At 49.1% G+C, this 16,826-nt stretch carries 14 protein-coding genes; 9 read left to right on the top strand and 5 right to left on the bottom strand.

Annotated elements, in window-relative coordinates; all coding sequences use genetic code 11:
* Positions 1-198 precede the first annotated feature (198 nt).
* Both AC4BAN_RS01690 and AC4BAN_RS01695 read left to right on the top strand, forming a co-directional pair.
* A complete protein-coding gene (locus AC4BAN_RS01690) occupies positions 199-1,458 on the top strand; it encodes a DUF819 family protein (protein WP_490562630.1) in 1,260 nt (419 codons plus the stop codon).
* 108 nt (positions 1,459-1,566) lie between these two features.
* Positions 1,567-2,979, top strand: a complete 1,413-nt coding sequence (locus tag AC4BAN_RS01695; RefSeq protein ID WP_490562631.1) for an MBL fold metallo-hydrolase — start codon at positions 1,567-1,569, stop codon at positions 2,977-2,979.
* A gap of 117 nt (positions 2,980-3,096) precedes the next feature.
* Here the strand turns inward: AC4BAN_RS01695 and AC4BAN_RS01700 are convergent, their stop codons facing one another.
* From AC4BAN_RS01700 to AC4BAN_RS01715, 4 genes are all read right to left on the bottom strand, one after another.
* Complete coding sequence (locus AC4BAN_RS01700) at positions 3,097-3,756, bottom strand: response regulator (protein WP_490562632.1); 660 nt, start codon at positions 3,754-3,756, stop codon at positions 3,097-3,099.
* A 633-nt stretch (positions 3,757-4,389) separates the two neighbouring features.
* Positions 4,390-4,911, bottom strand: a complete 522-nt coding sequence (locus AC4BAN_RS01705; RefSeq protein WP_490562633.1) for a hypothetical protein — start codon at positions 4,909-4,911, stop codon at positions 4,390-4,392.
* A gap of 782 nt (positions 4,912-5,693) precedes the next feature.
* Positions 5,694-6,359: a (Fe-S)-binding protein gene (locus tag AC4BAN_RS01710; protein ID WP_490562634.1), complete on the bottom strand. Its 666-nt coding sequence runs from the start codon at positions 6,357-6,359 to the stop codon at positions 5,694-5,696.
* A 77-nt stretch (positions 6,360-6,436) separates the two neighbouring features.
* Positions 6,437-7,282 (bottom strand): hydroxymethylglutaryl-CoA lyase, encoded by an 846-nt coding sequence (locus AC4BAN_RS01715; RefSeq protein ID WP_490562635.1) that lies wholly within the window; start codon positions 7,280-7,282, stop codon positions 6,437-6,439.
* A gap of 243 nt (positions 7,283-7,525) precedes the next feature.
* Here AC4BAN_RS01715 and AC4BAN_RS01720 point away from each other — a divergent pair, with 243 nt between their 5' ends.
* The 5 genes from AC4BAN_RS01720 to xseB all read left to right on the top strand — a co-directional run bounded on the left by AC4BAN_RS01720 (position 7,526) and on the right by xseB (position 12,522).
* On the top strand, positions 7,526-8,956 hold the full coding sequence (locus AC4BAN_RS01720; protein ID WP_490562636.1) for an aldehyde dehydrogenase: 1,431 nt from the start codon (positions 7,526-7,528) through the stop codon (positions 8,954-8,956).
* A gap of 73 nt (positions 8,957-9,029) precedes the next feature.
* Positions 9,030-9,425 carry a hypothetical protein gene (locus tag AC4BAN_RS01725; protein WP_490562637.1) on the top strand — a complete coding sequence of 132 codons (396 nt, stop codon included), beginning with the start codon at positions 9,030-9,032 and terminating at the stop codon, positions 9,423-9,425.
* Positions 9,426-9,487: 62 nt separating this feature from the next.
* A complete protein-coding gene (locus AC4BAN_RS01730) occupies positions 9,488-10,537 on the top strand; it encodes a CNNM domain-containing protein (RefSeq protein ID WP_490562638.1) in 1,050 nt (349 codons plus the stop codon).
* Positions 10,538-10,700: 163 nt separating this feature from the next.
* Positions 10,701-12,260: an exodeoxyribonuclease VII large subunit gene (gene xseA / locus AC4BAN_RS01735; protein ID WP_490562639.1), complete on the top strand. Its 1,560-nt coding sequence runs from the start codon at positions 10,701-10,703 to the stop codon at positions 12,258-12,260.
* Positions 12,253-12,522: an exodeoxyribonuclease VII small subunit gene (gene xseB, locus AC4BAN_RS01740; protein ID WP_490562640.1), complete on the top strand. Its 270-nt coding sequence runs from the start codon at positions 12,253-12,255 to the stop codon at positions 12,520-12,522. Before xseA ends, xseB begins: the two co-directional genes overlap by 8 nt.
* A 68-nt stretch (positions 12,523-12,590) precedes the next feature.
* On the opposite strand, the gene AC4BAN_RS01745 is transcribed toward xseB, so the two are convergent.
* On the bottom strand, positions 12,591-14,810 hold the full coding sequence (locus tag AC4BAN_RS01745) for a bifunctional alpha,alpha-trehalose-phosphate synthase (UDP-forming)/trehalose-phosphatase (RefSeq protein WP_490562641.1): 2,220 nt from the start codon (positions 14,808-14,810) through the stop codon (positions 12,591-12,593).
* A 267-nt stretch (positions 14,811-15,077) separates the two neighbouring features.
* On the opposite strand from AC4BAN_RS01745, the gene AC4BAN_RS01750 reads away from it, so the two are divergent.
* Together AC4BAN_RS01750 and AC4BAN_RS01755 are read left to right on the top strand one after the other, a co-directional pair.
* Positions 15,078-16,163: a mechanosensitive ion channel family protein gene (locus AC4BAN_RS01750; RefSeq protein ID WP_490562642.1), complete on the top strand. Its 1,086-nt coding sequence runs from the start codon at positions 15,078-15,080 to the stop codon at positions 16,161-16,163.
* A 48-nt stretch (positions 16,164-16,211) separates the two neighbouring features.
* Positions 16,212-16,811, top strand: coding sequence for a DUF2179 domain-containing protein (locus AC4BAN_RS01755; protein ID WP_490562643.1), 600 nt, complete (start codon positions 16,212-16,214; stop codon positions 16,809-16,811).
* Positions 16,812-16,826: the final 15 nt, after the last annotated feature.

Below are 16,826 nucleotides of genomic sequence, written 5' to 3' on the forward strand. Positions count from 1 at the left end.
GTCCCTCTTTTCTTGGGTTGTCAGCGCAGCCGTTCCCTCTCCTGATTCACCCCATTTGTGTCGGATATATGTTGATTTTACTATAAATTTTCGCGTAGTTCGTGCTGCTGTAGAAATCCGGGGTTAGCAAAACCAAGCAAACAGCTCCGCTTCTGACAGGGTAAAACCTATCCTTTTCACTCTAACCAAGCCCCTTTTATGGAGCAAGTTGCTGTACACGAGCCCCTTATCACTAACGATGCAGTCGTTTTAGGTATCCTGGTCATTATTCTGGCCTTTGTTTTCAAAACATCCGCCAGTAACCGTCCTGTTTTCAGGAAATTCTACTCCGTGGTGCCTTCTGTGCTGCTGTGCTACCTGATACCCAGCTTGTTAAACTCCTTTAACATCATCTCCGGGGAACAGTCGGGTTTATACCATGTGGCCTCCCGTTATTTGCTTCCCGCTAGTTTAGTGCTGTTCACCATAAGCCTCGACCTGAAGGAGATCTGGAAACTGCGGCACAAGGCAGGGCTGATGTTTCTGACGGGCACAGTAGGCATCATGTTTGGCGGCCCGCTTGCCATCCTGATCGTATCTTCCTTCGCACCTGCGCTGGTGGGCGGTACAGGGCCAAACGCCGTGTGGCGCGGGCTCTCTACCATTGCCGGCAGCTGGATCGGTGGCGGCGCCAACCAATTGGCCATGTTTGAGGTTTTTAAGCCCGACCCAAACCTTTTTTCTGCGGTGATAGCCGTGGATGTGATCGTGGCCAATATCTGGATGGCTGTGTTGCTTTATGGGGCCGGCATCAGCGATCGGCTGGATAAGTTCTTTAAAGCCGATAGCACCGCCGTAAATGAACTCAAAGATAAAATAGAGAAGCACCGGCTCAGCATCATGCGCATCCCAAGTTTATCAGACACAGCCATGATAGCGGGTGTCGGTCTGGGGATTACGGGCATCGCCCACTTTTTCGCTGATTTTATTGCCCCCTGGCTAGAGCTGCACGCCCCTTACCTGGATAAATTCAGCCTTACCTCCGGCTTTTTCTGGATCGTGGTAATTGCCACCACCCTGGGGGTTTGTTTGTCGTTTACCAGGGCACGTGACCTGGAGGGCGTAGGTGCCAGCCGCATCGGCAGCTTGTTCCTCTACATTTTGGTAGCTACCATTGGTATGCAAATGGACATTACGGCCATTGTAAGCCAGCCCGGTTTGTTTTTGGTCGGCATCATCTGGATCATGGTGCACATGCTGCTGCTTTTGCTCATCGGCAAGTTGGTAAAGGCCCCGTTCTTCTTTCTGGCGGTGGGTAGTCAGGCAAACGTAGGCGGGGCTGCCTCTGCTCCGATCGTGGCAGCGGCCTTCCATCCGGCCCTGGCTCCTGTGGGGGTGTTGCTGGCTATTTTAGGATACGCCCTGGGCACGTACGCGGCCTACCTCTCCGGACTCATGATGCAACTGGTGGCCCCATAAGGGTAAAGTTGACGGTAAAGTTGGTCCTGGTATAATTCCTGATCACTTTTTGCTGCAGGGTATCAGGTGAAACCGGTACTTTTGCAAAGCATTCTATTACAACAGAACATGACAGTAGAACAGATCTATACAGGTTGCCTGGCACAGGGCGCCTATTACATCGAGAGCAATGGCCAGGCAGTGATCATCGATCCGCTGCGCGAAATAAAGCCTTACCTGGAGAAGGCAGAAAAAGACGGCGCTGCCATAAAATACGTGCTGGAAACACATTTCCACGCTGATTTCGTTTCCGGTCACCTGGACCTGGCAAAAAAGACAGGCGCTCAGATCGTTTTTGGCCCCAATGCCAACACTTCTTTCGACGCTTACATTGCCCAGGATGGCGAGGAGCTTGTGGTAGGCGACGTGACGATAAAAGTACTGCACACGCCCGGGCATACCATGGAGTCTACCTCCTACCTGCTTAAAGATGAAAACGGAAAAGATTTCGCTGTTTTTACAGGTGATACCTTGTTCATTGGGGATGTGGGCCGCCCGGACCTCGCAGCTAAATCTGCGTTGACACAGGAGCAACTCGCCGGCCACCTGTACGATTCCCTTCGCAACAAACTTATGCCTTTGGCTGATGAGGTGATCGTTTACCCGGCGCATGGCGCCGGGTCCGCCTGCGGCAAAAACATGAGCAAGGAAACCTGGGATACGCTGGGCAACCAGAAACAGACGAATTATGCCCTGCGTGCTGACATGACAAAAGAAGAGTTCGTCCACGAGGTCACGGAAGGCCTGCAGCCTCCTCCGGGTTATTTCCCTTTTAATGTGCAGCTGAACAAGGAGGGCTACAACAGCCTGGATACGGTGCTGAACCAAGGCTTGAAACCGCTCTCACCACAGGCTTTTGAGGCAGCGGCCAACACAACAGGTGCTTTGGTGCTGGATACGCGTAAGCCACAGGATTTTGCCAAGGGGTTCATTCCGAATTCTATCTTCATCGGCATCGACGGTGGATTCGCTCCATGGGCCGGCGCCCTGATTCAGGATATCCAGCAACCAATCCTGTTTATTGCAGATAAGGGGCGCGAGGAAGAAGTGGTAACCCGCCTGGCCCGTGTGGGCTATGACCATACCTTGGGTTACCTGGCGGGTGGAATAGATGCCTGGAAAGATGCAGGGAAAGAGACGGATCGTATCGTATCGATTGCAGCGCAGGAGCTGGCTACTCGCTTTGAGCAAGATAGTCACATTAACATCATTGATGTACGCAAACCATCGGAGTTCCAGGCGGAACACCTGGTGACTGCCGCAAACAAACCCCTCGATTCGCTGAACCAACTTCTGCCCGAAATGCCAAAAGAGGAGACCCTGTATATTCATTGTGCCGGCGGCTACCGCTCCATGATCGCTGCATCCATACTGAAAGCACGCGGATTTGACAAGCTGGTAGACGTACAAGGGGGTTACAAAGCCATCTCAGAGACCAACCTGCCACGCACCAGTTTCGTTTGCCCTTCTACTACTGTCTGAATTAACAAACAGGCCGGAAGCATTATTTGCTTCCGGCCTGTTTGTTAAACTTTTGCAAGGCGATGTTTACAAAGTATGAGTTGTCATGCTCCGTAAAACTATGGGGTGGGTTGTTCTTTAGGAGACTAAGCCGTTTAGAATAGCATAGCGCACCAGCGTGGCTGTGTTTTTAGACTTCGTTTTCTCCAGCAGGTTCTGCCGATGTGTCTCAATGGTTCGTTTACTCGTAAAAAGTTGTTCAGCAATAGCAGCATTGGTGTGCCCATCAGCTATTAACTGCAAAATTTCTAACTCTCTTTTGGTCAACTCTTTCAGTTGTTTGCCGGAGCTTTGCCCGTTGTGCCCAAAACCATCAATTTTGGCACCGTTTTTACGTAACAGCTCAAATGTAATGTCTGAGCAAATATAAGGCGTGCCTTGCGCTACAAGGTTTATGGCAGAAATCAGTTCGTCTTTTCCAGCGTTTTTCAAAAGGTACCCCAGCGCTCCAGCTTCAATAGCCTGATGCACGTGCTGCTCAGAGCTGATCATCGTCAACACAAGTACTTTTAAATCCGGATGGCTTGACTTCAGTTGCCGGATAACTTCCAATCCATTTTGCCCCGGCATATTTAAGTCCAGTACCACAACGTCAGCTGTAACAGTGGGTAGCAGCAAGATCAGTTGCTCTCCATCAGAAGCTTCTCCGACGATCTCAAGGCCATCAGCATCTTTCAGAAGGGCTTTTATTCCGTCGCGAATTAACTTATGATCATCTGTAAGTATAATCTTTATCATACAATTTGTTTTACAGCTCTGGGTTGGTAGTGGAAGCAGGACAGCAGCGATTGCGGATGACAATAAACAACCACTAATTTTATTTCAAACCAGCTGTTTAATATTAATCCTCATTTTAATTTTAAAGATTAACCTTTTAAACAATTTGTACAATTTAAATGCTTATTAATAACTGATACAGTACTTAAATTACGTATTTAACGCAGAAATTATTCCGTATTTATTATACATTTTATACTACATCTCGCAGGTATAATTGTTTCGGTTTATTCATATAACGCTGGTTATTGACAAAGAGTGCCTTTTATTTTTCCATTAGCATTCTCAAAGCAACAATTGCACTATAACCATCAGTTTTAATTGATATTGTCGCAACATAGTGCTAATTTAAATTGCACGATTTTTTATTAAATAAAATTTTATAAATAATAAATGCTATAAATTACTGTCGATTTGGCAGGTAATTTCACGTTAAGCCTTGTACTTAAAACCCCTTGTACACACCTATATAGGGTAAAAACAGGTATCGCATGTATACTGCACTTCAGCCACACAAGGGACACGGAAAGGGCCAGGATTAATGTCCTGGCCCTTTCCGTGTCCCTTGTGCTAGTATGTTTTTATAAACGGTTATCAATCCCTCGGTCCGTACCCAGTTGTAAAGTAGCCATAGGTGTTAGGTTCCGTTTCCTGTAGCAAAGCAGAGTGCTGTGCATTCGATACAGTACCCCTTTTTTCCTGTGTAGTTCGGGGCATATCATTCGCTGCCATTTTTTCTTGCTGCTTATCACCCACTTTTTGTACTGAATTCCTAGTACTATCGAACTTAAGCCGATCGTTCCAGCCATTGCCGGGAGTTCCTTCTGACTCATAAGGAGAAAAACGAGGCTCATTGTTAAGCTCACCTAAAGTACGCGACTTTAAAATAGAATCGCTTGAGTCATCCTTTTCCTGGAATCTATCATATACTTTACTATTTCTCTCTTGCGATATATCGTATTTTGGGTTGCTGGCACTTTTCAATGCGATGTTCCAATTATTTTTAAAAGGATTGTATAAGTCGCGGTACTCTCTTGATCGCCGCTGGTGCTCCGCCTCCCTTTCGTGTTCAAAAACACGAAATTTTTCTTCTCCTTGCTGATAGTTTCTTTTCATGGCTGGTATTTTATAATTACTGAAAATAATACTGTGCCTTCAGCTTCCAATTTTCCCGTTACTCAAAGTTTATTTTTAGCATGCTCTGTCATACCCTCTAAAACTATGGGTAAGTATTTGTTAACCGAATGATGGGATATACTCTCTTAAACGTTAGAAAGATAAATATGATTACATTTTTTAATTATTTCATCATGTTAATAACTTTATTAGAGCACGAATCAATATTTGTTGAATCATTGTAGTTTCCTATTCGAAAGATACCCCAGTTTTGCAGATATAAGAAAAATCGGAAAAGGAGAGCCGCACGATACAAGTTTGGCTTAAACCTGCTATGCAAGGGTACAAATCGCAACTGAGGTGATGGGGCTGCTGCACTTGCATAAAAACAGCTGCCTTTATAAAATAATCCCTAGCGGCAATCGCACACTTGGAGTGAGCAAGTAAAAAGGGAGGACATAAAAAATGGTAAAACCATCCTCAGCACCCGAAAAGAACGGCTCTACCATTTTATGAAGCAGGAACATTTGGTTTGTTCTAAAACTAAACCAGTAATGCAATTTTATCGGCTCAACCAACCTAAAGTTTCAAAAACTGATTCTCTACTGAACCGCTTCTACTATAAATACGGGGATCCCTACAAAGTGTTAGTATAATTTAATTTTTTAAGTATATTATCCATGTTTTCATGGATAATATATTCGTTTTTAAGTATAAATACGTATAGTTTCGAACTCGAAGTATAGCATAAATATACGCTAAGCATGTAGTCAGAACCTATTTTACCAGCCGTTTGCCAGCACATCGGCAATATGCATCGTTTTGATCGGCTTGTTTTGCTTTTGGATATAAGCTTCCAGGTGCATGAGGCAGCTGCTATCGGTGGAGATAATATAATCTGCCCCTGTGGCAAGGGCATTTTCAACCTTTTGCTCAGCCATTGCTGTCGATATGGCTTCGAACTTCACGGCAAAGGTACCGCCAAAGCCACAGCAGGTTTCGTTGTCCTCCATCTCTACCAGCTCCAGTCCCGCTACCCCTTCCAACAAAGCGCGTGGCCCGGCTTTTATGCCGCACTCACGCAACCCGCTACAGGAGTCGTGGTAAGTAAAGCGGCCCTCCAGCCTAGCACCCGGAATACTGGTGATCCCCATTACATCGGTCAGAAACTCGGTTAGCTCATACACCTTCTTTTGCATGGTGCGGTACTTCACCAGGTTTGATGACTTCACAAAAATATCCTGATAAGCATTGCGGACCATGCCTACGCAGGAGGCGGAGGGCGCGACGATGTAATGCGAGGTTTCGCTGGAAAAATCGTCGAGGAACTTCGTGGCTATCTCGCGGGCTTCGTCGAAAAAGCCCGCATTAAAAGCGGGTTGGCCACAGCAGGTCTGGTTTTGGTTATAGTGTACTTCGCAGCCTACCTTTTCCAGAACTTTAACCATGTTCATTCCTGTTTCTGGGTACAGTTGATCCACAAAGCAGGGTATAAATATATCTACTACAGTTTTTCTTGCCATAATTAAGAAAAAACAGCGCCGGATGCTGCAAATGCGGCATCGAATGCTGGTTTATTTAGATTCAAATTTAAACCAATATTTTCGAAGTAGCGGACTAAATTTTCGGTGGCCATGTTTCCAACTAACTCATCTTTCGCCATCGGGCAGCCTCCAAAGCCACGCATGGCGCCATCAAAGCGTCGGCAGCCAGCCTGGTAGGCGGCTTCTATTTTTTCCTGCCAGGTGGCGGGGGTGGTGTGCAGGTGTGCGCCAAACTCTATGTTCCTGAAAGTTGGTATCAGGTGCTCGAACAGCATTTTAATATTACCGGGGTTCGATACGCCGATGGTGTCGGATAAGGAGATAATCTTTACATCCAGACGCTTGAGCTCCTCCACAAAACGAATCACCGTTTCAGGGCTCCAGGGGTCGTTGTAGGGGTTTCCAAAACCCATGGAAATATAGGTTACCAGCGTTTTCCCACTTTTGTGGCAAATGTTCTGTATCTGGCTAAGTTGCTCCATTGCCTCGGCAATACTTTTATTTGTATTCCTTTGCTGAAACGTTTCCGAAACCGACAAAGGGAATCCCAGGTAATTGATCGGCTGGTGTTTGGCCGCCTCTTCGGCACCCCGCACGTTGGCGATGATGGCCAGTAACTTAGAGGATGTTTGCTCTAGTTTCAGGTTTGCAAGCACCTCAGCCGTATCACTCATCTGCGGAATAGCCTTTGGGGATACAAAACTACCGAAATCAAGGGTATCGAAACCTACCCGAAGCAAGGCGTTGAGGTATGATATTTTAACTTCTGTGGGTATGAACGCTTTGATGCCTTGCATGGCATCCCGTGGGCACTCAATTATTTTCATAGTTCTACATGTTCAAATGGTAAATGCCTGACCGCTGCACCCCCAAATATACAAATTAGTGAATACCCAGGTTTAATATGAAGGAAGTGTTTGGTCTACCTTGTAACCATTATCAAAATAAAACCATAAATAATAATAAAATGAGATTATAATATAAAATTTTATCGCTCTTCCTGCGTATACCAAAATATAACTTGCTTTACGGCATGTGCAGCTGTGGCGCTAACACAAAGTTCTATACCCATGTCTACCCCCATACATGATGCCGGGCATGGCGCAGTGCCTACCACTGCTTCCAAAGAAGCTATACAACAACTTGTTAAACAGCAGCGGACCTATTTCAGGAAGCGCGGCACCATACCCATCCGTTTCCGAGAACAGCAATTAGAAAAGCTGCAGGTGCTTATCCGGGAGCACGAGCAGAGGATAACAGGAGCACTTCAAGCCGATTTCCGGAAACCCTCTTTTGAGTCTTTTGCCACCGAGATCGGGTTTGTTGAGCTGGAGCTGAAACATGCTCTTTCAAATTTAAAGAAGTGGGCCAAACCCCAGGCTGTAAAGGATACACTCCTGAGTTTTCCCTCTAGTAGCTACATTCTTTCTGAACCCTATGGGGTTGCTTTGATCCTGGCTCCCTGGAACTACCCCTTTCATTTACTATTTACCCCACTCATTGGCGCGATGGCAGCCGGCAACTGCGTCATCCTGAAACCATCCGAACACACGCCGCACACCTCGGCTGTTATTGCTGCCATGATACGCGAGACTTTTAACGAGGAGTACTTGGCGGTTGTGGAGGGAGGGGCGGAGGCAGCTGCGTACCTGTTGCAGCAGCACCTGGATTACATTTTTTTTACCGGCAGTACCCGCGTTGGCCGGATGGTGATGCAAGCAGCCGCCGAAAACCTGACGCCCGTTACCCTGGAGCTGGGGGGCAAAAGCCCGGCCATTGTGGCAGATGACGCAGACCTGGAAATGGCTGCGCGGCGAATTACCTGGGGCAAGTTTGTGAACGCAGGGCAAACCTGTGTGGCCCCGGACTATGTGCTGGTGCATGAGCATGTGAAGGATGAGTTTATCCAGATTATGACGCATTGCATCCGGGAGTTTTATGGCGAAAACCCGATTGAAAGCCCTGATTATGCCCGCATCATCAATAAAACCCATTTTGAAAGGCTGAAAAAATACCTGGAGCAGGGCAACATTCGCATGGGCGGCGACACCTACGAGGCCACTAACTACATTGCCCCTACCCTGCTCGATCAGGTGAGTTGGGACCAACCGGTGATGCAGGAAGAGATATTTGGCCCTATTTTGCCGATTCTTCCCTTCCGGAGCCTGAAAGAGGTTATCCGGATTGTGAACAAGCAGGACAAACCCCTGGCGCTTTACTTTTTCTCCTCATCAGACAAAAAGAAAAAGGCCATCCTGACCTGCACCCATTTTGGCGGGGGATGCGTGAACGACACGCTTTCGCACCTGGTAAACCCAAACCTGCCCTTTGGCGGCGTAGGCAACAGCGGCATGGGCAGTTACCACGGCAAAAAAAGCTTTACCCTGTTTTCGCACCAGAAAAGCGTGCTGAAGCGCGGGACGTGGTTTGACCCAACGCTCCGTTATCCGCCGTATAAAGGCAAGCTGCGCGTTCTACAAAACTTAATAAAATGGCTGTAATGCAGCTGATAGCCATAACATGCAAATAAAAGCAGGTCAGCTCCGTATACAGGCTTATAAATAATCAAGCCCTATGGAAAATCTCGTTGCATACCTCAATGATTCGCTGGTGCCCCTGGAAGCTAAAGTGAAGGAATACCTCGAACTGGAAAAAGAGATCAGATTACTGGAAGTGAAGCTGCTCAACCTGCAAAACAAAGTAGCAGCCTCAGACGACATGGAGAAACTGGACCCCATGTCCGGCCATGGTCAGCAAAATGAAGGGGAAGTAAGTGAGCTTGAAAAAATAATGGAGATCATGTTGCAGCGCTACCAGGAAATGAAACAAGAGGTAGTGGCCATGTTGCCGGAGCAGAACAAGTTCATCGAGATCGATCTGGGTTACGGCCCGAGCATGGTTGGTTATTTCACCGCAGACCTGGAAACGCACCAGGAGCTTGCGGAACCTGTATTGCGTGTGGTGCATTAAAGTTTAAGCCAGTGCCTGCCCAAATGCCTTACAGCCTTCGCTTCTAACCAATTATAACCTAAATGGGTCTACTGATCTTATACCTGTTAATTGCGCTTTTCTTCTCTTTTCTTTGCTCTTTGCTGGAGGCCGCGCTACTCAGTATCACACCTGCCCATGCCACCATTATCAGCAAAGAGCATCCGGCTCTGGGCAAAAACCTGCAATCTTTTAAAGAAAACATCGACACGCCCCTGGCCGCTATCCTTACCCTGAATACATTTGCCCATACCATTGGTGCTGCCGGGGTGGGTGCGCAGGCACAGCTAATCTGGGGAGAAGCATCCTTAACCATTGTGTCGGTTGTTTTAACGGTGGTGATACTCGTTTTTACCGAGATCATTCCGAAAACCCTGGGCGCGAACTACTGGAAACAGCTTACTCCTTTTACGGTGCGCACCCTAAAAGTCCTGATCTATTCGCCGCTGTATCCCTTTATCATACTCTCGCAGTTTATCACCCGGCACTTGAAAACCGATAAAGGCCGCAGCGTGCTGAGCCGGGCCGATTTCACGGCGATGGCTGAAATCGGCATCAAGGAAGGCATCTTTAAAAAAGGGGAATCTCAGATCATCCAGAACATACTCCGGTTTAACAAGATTCTGGTGCGGCACATTATGACGCCCCGCACCGTAATTGTAAGTGCCCGCGCTAGCACCACCATTGCCGAATTTTTCAAGAGTTTCCCTGATCTGCGCTTTTCCCGTATCCCCATCTTCACCGATAACCTGGATGATATTGCCGGGTACGTGCTGAAGGATGAGGTGATGTATAAGCTCATCAACAATGAGGGCAGGTTGCCGCTGCAAGCCATTGCCAGAAGGATGCAGGTTGTGCCCGAACACATGCCCATCCCCTCCCTTTTTACACGGCTCCTCGAAAAGCAGGACCAGATTGCCCTGGTGGTAGATGAGTATGGCGGCACGGCAGGATTGATTACAATGGAAGATATCATTGAAACCCTGCTCGGGATGGAGATTATTGATGAGCTGGACCAGGTGGCCGACCTTCAGGACTGGGCACGGACTAACTGGGAGAAGCGCGCCAGGCGGATGGGTTTTAAACCTGAGTAAGCCCCGAAGCATTTACCGTGTGCTTGCCTAAGGGTCATAAAAACCCACCAGCTTTTCTCGTTAGAAAGAGGGGTGGCCGTTAGCCAAATAATTGAAAATATACTACCTTCGGGTTGCAGGTACGCGCGAGGGCCATACTTGCAAAAGAATACACTGTTTCCCCATGTCCCAGTTTTTATTCCGTACACCCATCACCCCCGAGGAACTACAGGCTCCCTTGTCGCTTTACCAACTGCACCAGCAGATACGGGAAGAGCTGGAGGTTGCCTTTCCGGAGAGTTATTGGGTAGTGGCCGAGGTGGCGCAAGTGAACGTGGACAAACGCAAAGGCCATTGCTACCTGACACTGGTAGACAAAGGCGACGACGCGCGGCAGATGCTGGCACAAGCGCGGGCCACCATTTGGGGAACGCGCTTCCAGATGCTGGGCCGTTACTTCGAGGAGAAAACAGGGCAGCCGTTAAAAGCCGGCCTGAAGGTGCTGTTACAGGCGTCGGTGCGTTTTCATGAGCTGTATGGGCTTAGCTTGGATGTCTTTAATATTGACCCCAGCTACACGCTCGGCGATTTGGCCCGGCAAAGGCTGGAAACCCTGAAGCGCCTGGAAAAGGAGGGGTTGCTGGAGGCCAATAAAATGCTGGAATTTCCGCTTGTTCCCCAACGCCTGGCCGTTATCTCCTCGGCAACAGCCGCAGGCTACCAGGATTTTATCCACCAACTGCACCATAACAGCTACGGCTATACCTTTGAAACCACACTTTTCCCGGCGGTGGTGCAGGGCAACGAGGCCCCCGCTTCTGTGGCCCTGGCCATGGCCGGCATTGCCAGAATGCAGCATCAGTTTGATGCCATCGTGATCATTCGCGGCGGCGGTTCGCAAACGGATTTAAGCTGCTTTGATGATTACAGGATAGCGGCTGCCATCGGTCATTCCCCTTTGCCCGTGCTTACAGGCATCGGCCATGAGCGGGATGAAAGTATAGCCGACCTGGTTGCCCACACGCGCCTGAAAACGCCCACTGCCGTCGCCGGTTTCCTTATTGACCAGTTTCGGGATGCCGAACAGCTGGCCGAAGGTTTATTCGACAGCATCCGCATGTTCTCGGCTCAGCAACTGAAGCTCACCTCCGACAGATTGGAGAGGCTGAACCTGCGCTACGTGAACACCACCAGACAACTTTTGCAGAACGGAAAGGACAAACTGGAAAGGATGTCGCGCGGCCTGCTCCTGAAGCCAAAGTCATACCTGGAGGCGCAGCACCACCTGATCAGCTGCCTGGATAAAGACATACACGCCAACACCAAAGACCTGCTCTACCAGCAGGAGAAGCACCTGCAGGAACTTTCGGTTTGTGTGGAGGGCAAAAGCCAGCGCTACCTGCATTTAAAGGAGCATGAACTGAACAGCCTGGTGCACTGCCTGGAGACTGAGACCAAAGATAAGCTGCAGCGTAGCGCCGTATGCTTTACCAGGCAAAGTGGCAAACTAGAGTATGGCACACAGAAGAAACTGCAAACTGAATACCACCGCATACGCCTTCTGGAGATAAGCATGGAGGCAAACAACCCTGAAAAGCTGCTTTTGCGGGGCTATACGCTTACTTTGCTGAATGGCAAAATTATCAAGAGCACCAAAGATGTAAAAGACGGGGATGTGCTGGAAACCAGGATGAAGGATGGCACACTCCATAGTATGATCGTAAACATTGACAAAGATGAATAAGGACCTGAACGAAATGACCTATCGGGAGGCTACACAGGAGCTGGAGGAGATATTGCGCGCCATAGAGAACGATTCGGTGGATGTGGATGAGCTGACCCAGAAAGTGCAACGCTCCTCTTTGCTGATCAAATTATGCAAAGAGAAACTCAAAAAGGCGGAGAAAGCCATCGACCAGGTGTTTAACGAGGAGAACTGTGCGGATGACTCAACCGCATCCCCCACCGAGAAAAGAGCAACTCCGAAAGGCAACTCCCTTTTTTAAAAGCACCCCACAAACGCACAGGCCTGCCCGTTACAATCGGGCAGGCCTGTGCGTTTGTAAAAAACGTATCAGCCGAGCATCAGCGCCCCACCCGGGCTCTGCTCAGAGTTGGAGAGCTGTATCAGTTTCGACAGCATCCACCTGGCTTCCTGGCAGGTATCCAAGTGGTACTTGGCCACCGACTGCCCGGTGCCTATTTTAACAGTATACGCCGTGCGCGGCATCGCTTTAAAAATATCCTCGTCTCCCCAGTCGTCGCCAATAGCCAGCACAAACTTGTGGGGGTATTTGCTAAGCCAGTAACTGGTGGCCTTGCCTTTGTTTATCTCCTGCGCCTTTACCTCCACGGCCATTTGTCCGTCTATTACCTGCAGGTTGCTGTTCGTGGCCAGAAAATTCAGGTGGCTCACTAACTCCCGGGCACGCAACTCGCCAAGGCCGGTTTCCACTTTGCGGTAATGCCACACCAGCGAATAGTCTTTCTCTTCTATGAAAGAGCCGGGAGTGCGGTCTACGTAAAGTTCCAGAATCAGGCGGATGTCGTTTTTCCAGTCGTCCATCAGGCTGAGCACAGTTTGCCAGCCGGTGCCTTTTTGCTTGATCCAGACGCCATGCTCGGCAATGATGTCAATGTTCAGGTGGCCGAGCCAGTCTTCCATGTTGTCCTTCTCGCGGCTGCTCATTACCACCACTTTGTTTTTCGGGTTACTGCTCAGGCGCTGCAACAGTTCGATCAGGTCCTCGCTCGGCCTGGCCATCAGGGGCTTGTTGGTATAGTCTACCAAAGCGCCGTCATACTCCAGGAAGAAGAGCCGTGAACTGGCCGACTCATAAGAATGCGTCAGTTCCTGGAAAGTAGCCTGGTCGAGGTAACTGGTGGCCATCGAGAGCTGCTTGATCTTGACATAAGAGAGCCTGTCCATGAACATGCTTACCCAATGATGGATGTTATAGCGCTTTATACTTTCCTGCATGCTGCTCATGTGCGCTTTCTGCACTTCAACCGGCATGGTCAGGGCCTCGTGCAGGGCTTCCACCATCTGGTTAATGTCATTGGGGTTGATCAGAATGGCATCGGAGAGTTCCTTCGAGGCCCCCGCCATCTCACTCAGGATCAGCACGCCTTTCTGGTCGCGCTTGCTGGCTACAAACTCCTTGCAAACCAGGTTCATGCCATCGCGCATGGGTGTAACCAGGGCAACATCCGCCATTACGTACAGGGCCGAGAGCGTTTCAAGCGGATAAGAGCGGTAAAAATACTGTATCGGGTTCCAGTTGATGTCGCTGTACTTGCCATTGATGCGGCCTACCATCTCATCTACTTCCTCCTTCAGTTCTTTGTACTTCTCCACTTCGTCGCGGCTGGGCACCACCAGCATCACCAGGGTCACTTTGTTGTGGAACTCCGGGTATTTTTCCAGGAACTTCTCGAATGCCTCCAGCCGTGTGGGTATTCCTTTAGAGTAGTCCAGGCGGTCTATGGAGAGGATCACTTTCTCGGCTTCCAGGTTTTTCCGGTACACATCGGCACGCCTGCCCACTTCTTCTGTTTCGGCAATGCTGGAGTATTTCTCATAATCAATTCCCATCGGAAAAGAATCCACCAGCAGCGAGCGTGAACTCAGGTTGATCCAGCCGTGCATGCTGCCGTACCCTACGATGCGGTTCACCGAACTCAGGAAGTGGCGCATGTCATCATAGGTATGAAAACCGACCAGGTCAGAGCCCAGCATGCCCTGCAGGAGTTCCTTTCGCCACGGCAACAGGCGAAAAACCTCGTACGAAGGGAAGGGAATATGCTGGAAAAACCCGATGGTGCAGTCAGGCAGTTTCTCGCGCAGCATGCTTGGCAACAGCAATAGCTGGTAATCGTGCACCCAAATGGTGTCATCGGGTTCTGCCTGATTCACCACGGCCTCACAAAATTTCTGGTTCACCTCTACATAGGTTTCCCAAAGTTTTTGATCGTAAATAGCGTATTGGCTAAAGTAATGGAAGGTCGGCCACAGGGTCTCGTTACTGAAACCTTCGTAAAACTCTTTGATCTCCGTCTCGGTCAGGAACACAGGCAGCATGTTTTCCTTGCTTAGCTCCGTCACTACGTTCTGCTGTTTATCCTCTTCCAACACCACCATGCCCGGCCAGCCGATCCAGAGGTTGTCCCCTTCCTTGTAAATGGAGCCAAGGCCCGTTGCCAGCCCCCCCTCACTTGCCTTAAATTGCAAGGCACCCTCCTTCTCCTGGAGTTTTACAGGTAATCTGTTTGATACAATGATCAGTTTTGCCATTTAGAAAAGTTTTTTACAGCATAGCCATACTTGGTAAAGTCGGGGAGCATTCACATAGAGTACAGGCACTGTAATTCAAATTATATTCTTAAGATAAGAGAAAAACACCTTCTTTCTCTTACGCAAAGTGTTCCAATCCCGTTTTAGATATATAGCCATGTAACAATAATTAGCAGACCCTGCCCCAGAAAACCACAAAGTATAACCCACAGGCCCTTTCTGAAGTACCATGTTTGCAGAAGAACACCCGGAAAAAGCGTAGCAAGTATGAAGACGATCACTGATTTTTTTTACCGGCTGGATGATGTGGCGCTAGGCATTGCCCTGCTGGGAGTCGCCATTGTGGCGGGCCTGCTGGCGAAATTTGTTTTGTTTAGCCTGCTGCACTTTTACAACAAGCACGACAACCCCCTGCTGGTGCGCTCGCTTACCAAGCACCTCAACCAGCCCTTCACGCTTTTTATCCCCCTGTTGTTTGTTTCGGTAATCCTGGCCGCGCTGCCCTACTCCCCCGAAACCATTTACATATTAAAACGCATTGTAGAAGTGCTCGACATTGTGTCGTTTGCCTGGATACTGGTTAAGCTGACCAATGTGGGCCGCGATATGGTTCACAACAAGTACCAGATTGGCAAAGCCGATAACTTCCGGGAGCGCAAACTGTACACCCAGCTGCAGTTTATCAGGCGGATCACCATTGTGCTGATCATTTTTGTAAGCGTGTCGTTGATTCTGTTAAGTTTTGATGCGGTACGCAAGCTGGGAACCGGATTGTTGACCTCAGCGGGCGTGGCGGGTATTGTGATCGGTTTGGCCGCACAAAAATCGATCGCTAACCTGCTGGCCGGCCTTCAGCTGGCTTTCACGCAGCCTATCCGGCTCGATGATGTGTTGGTGGTGGAGGGCGAGTTTGGCCGCGTGGAGGAGATCACGCTAACGTATGTGGTGCTCAAGCTTTGGGATGACCGCCGCCTGATTCTACCGCTGAACTACTTTATTGAAAAGCCCTTCCAGAACTGGACCCGCACCGGTTCCAACATCCTGGCCACGGTTTACCTGTATACAGATTACAGTATACCCGTGGACGCCGTACGGAAGGAGTTTGAGAAAATTCTGGCAGGTACCGACCTCTGGGACAAGCGCGTGTCTGGATTGCAGGTAACCGATTCTAAGGAAAAAACCCTGGAGCTGCGTGCACTCATGAGCGCTGCCAGCTCAGGCCTCGCCTGGGACCTTAAGTGCCTGGTACGGGAAAAGCTCGTGCAGTTTATCCAACAAAATCATCCGGGGGCCCTGCCCAAACAGAGGGCAACGGTTAACCCGGAAAATGCGGATCTGTTTGGGAAGGCCTAATCCCTATCAAAAATCACCTGAATTTTCATTTGATCTTACGCTTACTACATGGCCTATTTTGAAGGAATTGACCCTACCCTGGTTGAATGGGTGGTAATTCCGCTACTGATTTTTATTGCCCGAATTTGCGACGTTACGCTGGGTACGCTTCGCATTGTATTCATTTCGAAAGGTAACAAAACCATTGCCCCCATATTGGGCTTTATTGAGGTGCTGATCTGGCTGATCGCTATTACGCAGGTGATGGAAAACCTGAGCAACGTTGCCTCGTACCTGGCCTGGGCCTTCGGTTTTGCCACCGGAAACTTTTTAGGGCTTCGGGTTGAGCAGAAACTGGCCATGGGACAAATGGTGGTGCGTGTAATAACGGTAGAACCTGCCGACAAACTGATTGAACGACTGCAAGCCCATGGGTACCGCTTAACCTGCATCGACGCGCGCGGCACCCGGGGCAAAGTAAACCTGCTGTTCCTGATCGTGAAACGCAAGAAACTGGAGAAAGCGCTGGACATTATCCGGGACTATAACCCCCAGGCCTTTTACTCCGTGGAGGATGTACGCTCCGTATCTGACTTTGAGATGGCCAAAGACGAATCAAGCAGGTTCATGGATTTCAGGAAGCTATTCCCGCTCCGGAAAGGCAAATGAGCTGAAGGCAACGTA

The sequence above is a fragment of the Pontibacter sp. GD13 genome, from assembly GCF_058216355.1.

Coding starts and splice junctions, on each gene's coding strand:
- AC4BAN_RS01690 (WP_490562630.1), top strand. CDS start 199: ATGGAGCAAGTTGCTGTACACGAGCCCCTTATCACTAACGATGCAGTC.
- AC4BAN_RS01705 (WP_490562633.1), bottom strand. CDS start 4,911: ATGAAAAGAAACTATCAGCAAGGAGAAGAAAAATTTCGTGTTTTTGAA.
- AC4BAN_RS01725 (WP_490562637.1), top strand. CDS start 9,030: ATGGAAAATCTCGTTGCATACCTCAATGATTCGCTGGTGCCCCTGGAA.
- xseA (WP_490562639.1), top strand. CDS start 10,701: ATGTCCCAGTTTTTATTCCGTACACCCATCACCCCCGAGGAACTACAG.
- AC4BAN_RS01720 (WP_490562636.1), top strand. CDS start 7,526: ATGTCTACCCCCATACATGATGCCGGGCATGGCGCAGTGCCTACCACT.
- AC4BAN_RS01750 (WP_490562642.1), top strand. CDS start 15,078: ATGAAGACGATCACTGATTTTTTTTACCGGCTGGATGATGTGGCGCTA.
- AC4BAN_RS01700 (WP_490562632.1), bottom strand. CDS start 3,756: ATGATAAAGATTATACTTACAGATGATCATAAGTTAATTCGCGACGGA.
- AC4BAN_RS01745 (WP_490562641.1), bottom strand. CDS start 14,810: ATGGCAAAACTGATCATTGTATCAAACAGATTACCTGTAAAACTCCAG.
- AC4BAN_RS01710 (WP_490562634.1), bottom strand. CDS start 6,359: ATGGTTAAAGTTCTGGAAAAGGTAGGCTGCGAAGTACACTATAACCAA.
- AC4BAN_RS01730 (WP_490562638.1), top strand. CDS start 9,488: ATGGGTCTACTGATCTTATACCTGTTAATTGCGCTTTTCTTCTCTTTT.
- xseB (WP_490562640.1), top strand. CDS start 12,253: ATGAATAAGGACCTGAACGAAATGACCTATCGGGAGGCTACACAGGAG.
- AC4BAN_RS01755 (WP_490562643.1), top strand. CDS start 16,212: ATGGCCTATTTTGAAGGAATTGACCCTACCCTGGTTGAATGGGTGGTA.
- AC4BAN_RS01695 (WP_490562631.1), top strand. CDS start 1,567: ATGACAGTAGAACAGATCTATACAGGTTGCCTGGCACAGGGCGCCTAT.
- AC4BAN_RS01715 (WP_490562635.1), bottom strand. CDS start 7,282: ATGAAAATAATTGAGTGCCCACGGGATGCCATGCAAGGCATCAAAGCG.